This window comes from Massilia rhizosphaerae, from assembly GCF_016093545.1.
Classification (GTDB): Bacteria; Pseudomonadota; Gammaproteobacteria; order Burkholderiales; family Burkholderiaceae_D; genus Telluria; species Telluria rhizosphaerae.
Map to the genome: position 1 here is coordinate 1 of NZ_JADKYX010000045.1, position 1,364 is coordinate 1,364.

Below are 1,364 nucleotides of genomic sequence, written 5' to 3' on the forward strand. Positions count from 1 at the left end.
GAGCCTGTCAGATTTTCTGTGTGAACCGGGGTCATGAAATAATGCCGAAAGGACTGTTCCATGACCGAAGTGATGAGCACTAAAAAGCCCAAGAAACAAAAAGCTGCGTACCTGTTCCCGGTCGAGCTGATCGACCAGTTGCTGGCCCAGGTTGAGAACAAGGATGCCGAATCGATCCTCGGCGAATCCGGTCTGGCCGGGCAGCTCAAGAAGATGCTAGCCGAGCGTATGCTGACGGCCGAGCTGAGCCATCATTTGGCGAGCGAAGGAGAAGACAGCAAGAACCACCGTAACGGCAGCAGTCCGAAAAAAGTGCTGACGCCAGGCGGCGAGCTCAATCTGGACATTCCACGTGATCGCTTGTCGAGCTTCGAGCCCAAGCTAGTGGCCAAACATCAACGGCGCATGCCGGGCTTTGACGATCACGTCATCAGCATGTACGCGCGCGGGATGAGCGTGCGCGAAATTCAGGGCCATTTGCTGGAGCTGTACGGTACGCAGGTGTCGCCGGATCTGATTTCCACCATCACCGACGAGGTGCTTGAAGAGGTCACGCAATGGCAGCAGCGGCCACTCGAAGCGATGTACCCGATCGTCTATTTCGATGCGCTGCGCCTGAAAATCCGTGACGAAGGCACCGTCAAAAACAAGGCCGTGTATCTGGCCCTGGGCATTCGTGTCGATGGTCGCAAGGAAGTGCTGGGATTGTGGATTGAGCAGACTGAAGGTGCCAAGTTCTGGCTGAAGGTTTTCAACGAACTGAAAAACCGCGGACTGGACGATATCCTGATCGCCGTCGTGGACGGCCTGCGCGGCTTCCCCGAAGCCATCGAGGCAGTCTATCCTCAGGCGCAGATTCAGACATGCATCGTGCACCTGATCCGCAATTCGACGACGCTGGCAGCCTGGAAGGACCGCAAGGAGCTTGCTGCGGCCTTGAAACCCGTCTATCAGGCTGTCAACGCCGAAATGGCCGAAGCGGCATTGGAGGCGTTTGCGGCCGGCCCATGGGGCACCAAATTCCCGACCGTGGCGGCCATGTGGCGGCGCCAGTGGCAGCAGGTGATTCCTTTCTTTGCGTACCCTCCAGAGGTGCGCACGATCATCTACACAACAAATGCCATTGAGAGTTTGCATATGCGCCTGCGTAAGATCGTAAAGAACCGCGGCCACTTCCCAAGCGACGACGCCGCAACCAAATTGCTCTTCCTGGCCTTGCGCAATATCGAGAAAGACTGGAAGATGCCGCAGCGTACGTGGAAGCAGGCCGCCAACCAATTCGCCATCATGTTCGGCGAACGCTTCACAAACGCAATTACCTAACTACGAATTCTGGCCCCGCACACAGAATTTCTGACAGGTCC

1 protein-coding gene is annotated in these 1,364 nt (G+C 56.7%); it reads left to right on the forward strand.

The genetic code is table 11. The features are described 5' to 3' along the window. The first annotated feature begins 72 nt into the window (after window positions 1-72). Entirely contained in the window at window positions 73-1,323 is a 1,251-nt protein-coding gene (locus ISF28_RS30175; RefSeq protein ID WP_198120871.1) for an IS256 family transposase, read from the forward strand. The last annotated feature ends 41 nt before the right edge of the window (window positions 1,324-1,364 follow it).